At 39.6% G+C, this 8,395-nt stretch carries 7 protein-coding genes; 1 reads left to right on the forward strand and 6 read right to left on the reverse strand.

The window, feature by feature from the left end; all coding sequences use genetic code 11:
- Positions 1-441: 441 nt before the first annotated feature.
- The 6 genes from FC65_RS07090 to FC65_RS07115 all read right to left on the reverse strand — a co-directional run bounded on the left by FC65_RS07090 (position 442) and on the right by FC65_RS07115 (position 7,499).
- Positions 442-858: a DUF956 family protein gene (locus FC65_RS07090; RefSeq protein WP_056972082.1), complete on the reverse strand. Its 417-nt coding sequence runs from the start codon at positions 856-858 to the stop codon at positions 442-444.
- A gap of 112 nt (positions 859-970) precedes the next feature.
- Positions 971-1,900: a PTS system mannose/fructose/sorbose family transporter subunit IID gene (locus tag FC65_RS07095; RefSeq protein WP_010498896.1), complete on the reverse strand. Its 930-nt coding sequence runs from the start codon at positions 1,898-1,900 to the stop codon at positions 971-973.
- A gap of 20 nt (positions 1,901-1,920) precedes the next feature.
- Positions 1,921-2,730, reverse strand: a complete 810-nt coding sequence (locus FC65_RS07100; protein ID WP_010498894.1) for a PTS mannose/fructose/sorbose transporter subunit IIC — start codon at positions 2,728-2,730, stop codon at positions 1,921-1,923.
- Between the two features lie 30 nt (positions 2,731-2,760).
- Entirely contained in the window at positions 2,761-3,750 is a 990-nt protein-coding gene (locus FC65_RS07105) for a mannose/fructose/sorbose PTS transporter subunit IIA (protein ID WP_056972083.1), read from the reverse strand.
- Between the two features lie 75 nt (positions 3,751-3,825).
- Positions 3,826-4,341, reverse strand: coding sequence for a PTS sugar transporter subunit IIB (locus tag FC65_RS07110; protein ID WP_056972084.1), 516 nt, complete (start codon positions 4,339-4,341; stop codon positions 3,826-3,828).
- Between the two features lie 302 nt (positions 4,342-4,643).
- Positions 4,644-7,499, reverse strand: a complete 2,856-nt coding sequence (locus FC65_RS07115) for a sigma-54-dependent transcriptional regulator (RefSeq protein ID WP_056972085.1) — start codon at positions 7,497-7,499, stop codon at positions 4,644-4,646.
- A 193-nt stretch (positions 7,500-7,692) separates the two neighbouring features.
- Between FC65_RS07115 and FC65_RS07120 the strand changes: the two genes are divergently transcribed.
- The gene (locus FC65_RS07120; RefSeq protein WP_056972086.1) at positions 7,693-8,352 is read left to right on the forward strand and encodes a carbonic anhydrase family protein; all 660 of its coding nucleotides are present in this window, start codon (positions 7,693-7,695) and stop codon (positions 8,350-8,352) included.
- Positions 8,353-8,395 lie beyond the last annotated feature (43 nt).

Genomic DNA, 8,395 nt, shown 5'->3' on the forward strand with positions numbered 1-8,395 from the left:
AACTTTGTTCAGTTTTCAAAGATCTACTTGTTGATGCCATCACCTGACGACTTCTTTATAATATCAAATTCTTAATTATCTGTCAAGAATACTTTTATTTATTTTATGAAGCTGTTTGGTTAAATTTTTAATCAACCATTCAAGCGACAACTTTTATAGTATATCAACTATAACGAATGATGTCAACAACTTTTTAAAATTAAATTGTCGAAGCATTTCGTACTCAGCAACAACGTATAATAATATACCGCCAAAAAAGCACGCCGTCAACAACTTTTTATATATTTTTCAATAAAACCGTTTTCGCTAAAGTAAAATATAATTTTTCATGCCACATTTCTGGTATTTAAAAGAAAAAGCACTTATTAAATATTTAATTTTTAGTTATAAAAAACTAGGCTACTATAATAAGCAACCTAGTTACAATCTGACCAGCAGATATTAGAGTTTATTTTTTTTTGCAAATATGGCCTTAATTCCCCGTTTAAGCACCTGGAAGAACGTTAGCGAACGAACGATATGTTCTGGTGCAATATATACACGAACAGCTCGCAGCACTTTCTTAGGGTTCTTAGAAGAAAAATTCAAAAGCCCATTTTTCTTAGTTTGAAATCCATAACGCGGAATCCATTTCCCTTTAAAATAAACTGAAGCCACAACAAGTTCAACTTCATCCCATGGGATCTGAACAAAATTATTGGGGTCTCTCTCATCGTAAAATTCAAATGCTTTATTGCCGACCATGATCTGTCCAAAACTGTTCATGCCAATATGAGATGTGCCGCGAATGACCAAGTCTATCTGCGTGTTCATCGATTTGACCCGGTCGTTTTTCCTCTTCTTTTTTTTGCCAAACATAGCTCAATTCCTCCAAAAATACTTGCACTTACTATCGTTTTCTCTGTTATAGCAAAAACGACCCCATTGTGCAATTGCAATGAGATCGTTAAATTGGTACTTTCCTATAAAATTAAAGAAGTCCGATAACGTGACCAACGATACCAATCACAAAAATACCAAGAATGATAACGATTGGAGAAACATTCTTCTTTAGTAACCACATACATAAGAATGTAAGCAGCAAAGGAACAAGGCCAGGGATCAATGAATCCAAGTTGTCTTGCAAGGTCGTAACCTTAACTTTATCTAATGTACGACCTGCAGCTTGTTGTGACAAAGCTTCCTTAATACCAGCATGTCCGCTAGGTAATTTGTCCCATTCAATATAAGCACCCTTTTGTTGTTGGATCCGAGAAACAACAGGTGTGAATTTAATGTTGACCCACCGTTCGATCAAAGCACCGATAACAAACATACCCATCATGGAAGCTCCACGAGTGATCATTTGTAATAAGCCACCGGACAAATCGTCTGTAATAGCGTTACCTGCTTTATAACCAAATTCCTGAGTATACCAAATTGTTGCAAAACGAATAATGTTCCACGCCACGAAGAACAAAATTGGTCCCATAATACTGCCACCCAAGGCAAGAGAAGCACCCAAAGCACCGATCATTGGACGAACAGTGAACCAAAATACAGGATCACCAACACCCGCTAAGGGTCCCATCATACCAACCTTAACACCTTGAATAGCGGCATCATCGATTGGAGCACCGTTAGCACGTTCTTCTTCCAAAGATAGCGTTACACCGATAATTGGTGAGGTTACGTATGGGTGAGTATTAAAGAATTCCAAATGCCGTTGATAAGCAGCAACACGGTCCTCTTTCTTTTGATACAATTTATTAAGCGCTGGGATCATTGAATAACACCAGCCACCATTTTGCATACGTTCGTAGTTCCAAGAACCTTGCAAGAACTGTGTCCGCCATGCAACTTTAAAACGATCATGTTTTGATAAAGTAATTTTCTTTTCAGTTACTACTGGTTCAGCCATTGTATTTCCCTCCTTTAATTTTAATAATCATCGAGAATATCGCCCAATGGATCGCCAGTGTTGCTGTTTCCCCCATTGTTGTTGCCGTTGCTTGAGCCACCCTTATCAAGAGCCAAGTACATCAAAGCAAGCGAAATACCTAGAGCACCGATAGCGATCAATGTCAAATCAGAAAGTGCAGCAACTACGAAACCAATGATGAAGAATGGCCAAACTTCACGAGAAGCCATCATATTGATAACCATTGCGTAACCAACGGCAACAACCATTCCACCACCGATCGACATACCATCATTCAACCAAGCTGGCATTGCTTCGAGCATGCCACGAACTGATGATGCTGGAATAACTAACAGCAAAGCCGCTGGAATCGCAATACGTAAACCTTGCAAGCAAATAGATACATATTGCCAAAAATCGATCATCTTTGAGCTACCTTCTTTAGCAGCTTTATCCATCAAATGAACAATTGCAACTGTAATAGTACGAACAATCATTGTTAAAAATAAACCAGCAACAGCCAATGGAATAGCGATAGCTACGGCTGGACCAATCCCCTTAACGCCTTGTCCACCTTGAACCAAAATAATAGATGATGCAACAGCAGCCAAAGCAGCGTCAGGAGCAACAGCGGCCCCAACGTTTGCCCAGCCTAAGGCGATCATTTGTAACGAACCGCCCAACATAATACCTTCAGTCAAATGACCAGTTACCAATCCGATCAACGTACATGCAACCAATGGTTGATGGAATTGCCACTCGTCCAAGATACCTTCCATGCCGGCGAAGAACGCCACGATCACTACTAATACCATAGAAATACCAGACATGAAATACCCTCCTTTTCAATTTTACAAGGCTTACAAGCCTAATTCTGTCCGGGCTTTTTCAACTAATTCGTCAAAGTTTCCTTTTTTATCAGCAGGAACTTTACGCAAATCAAATTTAACGCCCATCTTCTTCAATTCATCAAAAGTCTTTACATCTTCAGGTCCCATTGACAAAACATTATTAACTGCTACTTTGCCAGTGGAGTGAGACATTGAACCAATATTAAGTTCTGAAAGGTCCATGCCGCCCTTGATAGCTCGTAAAGCATCTTCTGGGTTTTCAAACAAGATCAAAGCCTTGGTGTTACCAAAACGAGGATCCTTGGCAACTTCTTCCATCTTAGCAACTGGAACAACATTAGCTTTAACTCCAGGAGGAGCTGCCTGAACGATCATGCTCTTACGCAGATTGTCTTGTGCAACATTGTCTGAAACAACGATGATACGATTTGGAGCGGTCGATTTCGTCCATGACGTAGCAACCTGTCCATGAAGTAGTCGTGAATCAACCCGAGCTAAGACATATTTGATCTTACCATCACCGATCACTGTACCTTCAGGGATCGCACCACCCTTAGGCTGACCATCGTCAGCTACCGGAGCTTTTGCTTCCTTCGGTTGTAACGATTCTGGTTTGACCTTAACACCATCTTTTGCCGTTTCAATAATATGAGCAGCAATTTCTTGTGCTGAATCCATTGACAAACGAGATGCATATGCCTCAATAACCATCGGCAAGTTCATACCAGCTACAATACCCCAAGTATCTTTGTGTTCCTCGAAGATATTGCTTGCCTGGTTAAATGGTGTACCGCCCCACAGATCGATCAAAAACAAAACTTGTTCAGGATCGTCAAATGTGGCAATAGCCTTTTCCATTTTGGCATGAACATCATCCGGACCTTCACTTGGCTGCAAGGTAACCGTCTGGACATTTTCTTGTTTGCCAAAAATCATTTCAGCAGATTGGAAAATGCCTTCCGCGAAACTACCATGGCTCGCGAGGATAATACCTACCATTTTGTGTACCTCCCACAATAAAATTTTCCGGAAAAAACCGGAGTAGTTATAAAAAATCCTTAACTCAACTTATTATCAGTCAACTTTCCTTGACGGCTGCTCAACCAAACCCTTTTCTGTTAAAACTTTCCACAGATCCTTTGAAGTATCTCCAGAAACCTTACGGATATCAAGTTTGATCCCTTGATCGTGGAGCCAAGTAAATGCATCAACATCTGTCTGATCAACTGAGATCGTATCTGTCACCATTTTGCGTGAACTATTAAAGCTCAAAGCGCCAATGTTAACTAGATCAACGTGGGTCCCATTTTGAACTAAGATTTGTGCATCACGTGGGTTTTCGACCAAGATCAATGCTTTGAAACTATTAAAACGCGGGTCAAAATAGATTCGTAACATCTTCATCAACGGGATCACATGAACCTTAATACCAGGTGGACTAGCCTGCCTGATCAAGGTTTTACGGATGTTGTCCCGGGCAACTTGGTCTGAGACGACTAAGATCCGATCGACTTTTAATACCTTGGCCCAGTTAGTAGCGACCTGTCCATGCAGCAAACGACTGTCGATACGCATTAACCGGATTTCCATGTTGACCACCTTCGATCGTAAAAACTAATAATAAATCAAGTTAAAAAGTACTACGGGAATTCTAAACTTCGTTTTCTGCTCAAGGTTCGTAATTGCTTAATAAAAGAAAAAAGTATGATAACAAATTCATTCAGCAGTAGAACGACCCTAGGGAAAACTTTATTTTGAACATCCCATTAAATATATAGCAATTTTTGTGCCAATTTTTGTGTATCACACCTATATCCTTATTTAACAATGTTTATAATTTCTTAAAAAAGCTATCTGATACACAAAATAGTGTATCAGATTGCTAGTGTATGCTATTCAGCTGTTTCTGTATCAAACAATTTCACAATATAATATATTTCTTCTTCTGATAATTTTAAGTTCAGGGTCGTTTCGATCACCTTGTTCGCTCGAACAATGATCTGATAAAGAGTACTTTCTTGTACACTTCTGATTTCTGCATTGGAAGCTGTGATCGGGGAATTAGTCAAACAACGCTCAATTGCTCCAGCAAGATGCATAACGACACTAATCCGCAATGAGTTAGTAAATTCAAAATCTACTCTTTCTGCAATGTAATCACAGTAATTCCATAAAACCCCAATTAGTTTTTGCGGATTAATGAAAGTAAAGTATTGCCCCAAATATTGTTGAGCTTTCTGTTCTGTTAGGTCTTCAGAACTTTCCAGGTCGACCTGAACATCCTCTCCTTTTTCTGGCGTATCTTCCATTTCCTGTATCAGGCTAATAAACTTTTCTCCGCCACCTTGTAAAAGATCCTCCAAAGAAATAAATGGGACCGGGATCTTCGGGCGTGTCACACCTGTTGTAGCAATAATATTATAATTTCGCTTTAAATCTTCCAAAGTTTGACTCATTCCCACAACAGAGATCGGGATCACAACAATATCGTCGATCAAATGGTCAACTAAAATACCGTCCAAGATCTCCTTGATTTTTTCAGCCGTTCCCTGTCCAGTAGCACATAAGGCAACGATCGCCCGCTGCCTGGAATCACTAACTTCTAAGCTATCTAAATTACCGACATTTTGTTCAGACTCTATCATAGGTCGTGAATAACCGTTAAAATCATTCAACTCATTATAGATCAGTTCCAGATCACTATCTATTAGAGAAGATTTGCGGGCTGCTTCTAAGACCATTGCCGTCGTTACCATATCGATCGTCTTAACTGCCGCTCCTGTCATTTTTTCGATTTTACCATTGAAGGTCCCAAGCGACCCCATGTCGACCATTAGCAAAACACCATTACCACGATCAACTCGTTTTACTTTATGTGCAATGCCCTTTAATGCGGTCTGCGGATCCATCTCTAGTGCCATATCAAATGATTCCAAGTTATCCGCCGACAATAACTGCTTAACAACATGCACCATCGATGATGCAGTACTATCTCCGTGCGCTGCGACTACGATCCCGACTTTGCCGATCTCAGGCTCAGCTTTTAATGAAGCTAGAAGTATCGCCAAGTAATACAGTTCGGAATCTGGTACGGGCATGTTGTAATGCTCTTCAAGCATTTTCTTGATTTTTTTGGCAAGATCAAATTCGCGCGGATAATCGTTGACCATTGAAATAATGTTATTGGCAACTCTCCTTAGAGGCTTACCGGACTGTACTCGTTTGATAAATGAACTGATATGCAAGCTCATTCCATAAAGATAATTCTCGCCGACGTCATATCGTTCCTCTTTTAAAAAGCGGCCAATTTCATTGGTAACATCAATAATGTCTTGATCGATGATCTCGTTAAAACTTTTTTCAGTCCGGTCAAACTTAGCATTTTTATAAAACGACTTCAAATGCACGTTGATGTCAGTCATAATAAAATTATTGATTGCGGCATGGTCCAGCCCTTCATCTTGCAAAACTTGGGCTTTTTCACCGATCACTTCATAGAGATTATAAGGTAGTTCGTAATTATCCCTGTCTGCTGGTGCTCTCGTTGAATTATCCGGATGGACAATCATCGTTGGCTCTAAAAGCTTCGTCAACCGACTTTGTTCTTCCCGATTAGATGCCAAACGCGGCAGGCCATCTTTGATATTTGTCGGCATACTGTCAAAATCAAGTTTAATTTCAGACTCATTATTTATGCTTCCTAAAAATCCTTGTGCACAAACCAGCTGAATGTTTGATTTAAGTTGTCCAACATTGCCATAAGTAACACTGCCGATCAGTGCCTGAACAACATCTTCATTTAATCTAATATTGCGCTGGATCCGGTTGGCCTCGATCGTTAAGAGTCGTTTGAGCATCGCTACTCTTTCTCGCATTGTCCGTTCCTTGAAGGCTGGCATTTGAATCATGATCGGGATCCGTCTGACAAATGTTTGCAATAAGGAACTTTCTGGATCTTCAGTCGTGGCACAAACCAAACGGACGTCAGCATGATGAGTTTTACCCGATTCGCCCAGCTTACTATATGTCCCATGATCCATGAAATAAAAGATCATTTCTTGTCCCTCAGGTGGTAGGCGATGAACTTCATCCAAAAATAGCATGCCGCCGTCTGACTGTTGGATCAGTCCATCTTTTTCTTCATTTGCACCGGTAAATGCACCTTTAGTATATCCAAACAGTTGCGACATCAATAGCTGTGGATTATGAGCATAATCTGCGCAATTAAAAACCGTCATATCTTCATGGGATAACACATCTTTTTCCCAGGCAAACTGGTACATTGCGTTAGCAAAATAAGTTTTTCCAGAACCGGTCGGTCCTGTGATCAGCACGTTTAATCCATGTGGCGGGTATAAGATCGCGGCTTTTGCCTGTTCAACCTGATTTTTCAAACTGTCCTTACGTCCGATCATAGTTTCAAAAAAGTCAGTCTCGGAAGAACCTGAGTTATCCTGAGATCTTGCTTCCTCAGCTATCTGCTGCTTTTTTTTATTACTTTTATCAGCACTTACCTTATTTTTATTAACCTGTTTCTTAGTGGTATCATCTTCTACGACCAAAAAATAACGAACTGGGCGTCCGTTTGATTTTTTTAAAATATCCTCGCGTACTAATGTATTTAATTCCTTGCTAACATTAGAACGTACCAAGCCCAAAGCTTCAGAAATAGCGAGAGTTGTCATCCCTTCCGAGGCAGCTTCGTCTTGGCTCTTCAAATAAGCTAAAATTTTTTCACGGCGTGTCATATTCTTCCTCATTTCTTGATCATACATAGTGCCAAAATTACTGTATCAATTATAACACACTAACACAGAAAGCACTTACTACTTAAACATAATTATTTAGACTGCACTAATTATGCGAAAAGCGCTGATTTTTGGTAAACTACTAGTTAAAGTAATAACCTTTCAGCTAACAATTGCACAAAAGAGGAATAATATGGAATATTTAGACTATGCCCTACAAGATTCATGGAAATCATACTCAAACTTCGAATCACCGATCAACATTGAATTGTCTAGCGTAGAAAACAAAACTTTGCAGCAGCAAACCTTAACTTTTATCTTTAACGCTAGCGACCAAATCATTAAAAAAAGACAGCCGAATGGAGATCAATTTTTAGCTGCCGGAGAATTACTAGTTGGCAAGGATAAATATCAACTCCAACGACTACACTTTCATGATGGAAGCGAGCATACTTTAAATGGTCAGCAGTTTGCCGGGGAGATTCACCTCGTGTATCAAGGCAAAAATAATGCTAACTTAGTTCTGGCAATTTTATGCCAAGTCGATAAAAATTCAATTGAGAACTTACCCTTATCAAAAATCTACCAAGAACAAGTTTCCGTTAGCGAATTAGAGCAAGTACTGCCGAATGATCTATCACATGTTACATATGTGGGTTCACTAACTACTCCTCCTTTAATGGCGGATGTCACTTGGATAGTTTTGACACAGCCTCATTTTATTTCTGCTGCATCAAAAGCTGCCCTTCATGATGATTATCCAAATAATCATCGTAAGATTCAGCCTCTTAATGGAAGAAAACTGACTTATTACAAAAATTCTTCCTTACTCGCAGATAACCGGCAGCTTTGAAAATTTTTTTAGTTTGGCAGATTGCAAGAAATAACTTGAACGA

Origin of the sequence: Ligilactobacillus acidipiscis DSM 15836 (assembly GCF_001435755.1) — a bacterium.
In the GTDB taxonomy this organism is placed as follows: Bacteria; Bacillota; Bacilli; order Lactobacillales; family Lactobacillaceae; genus Ligilactobacillus; species Ligilactobacillus acidipiscis.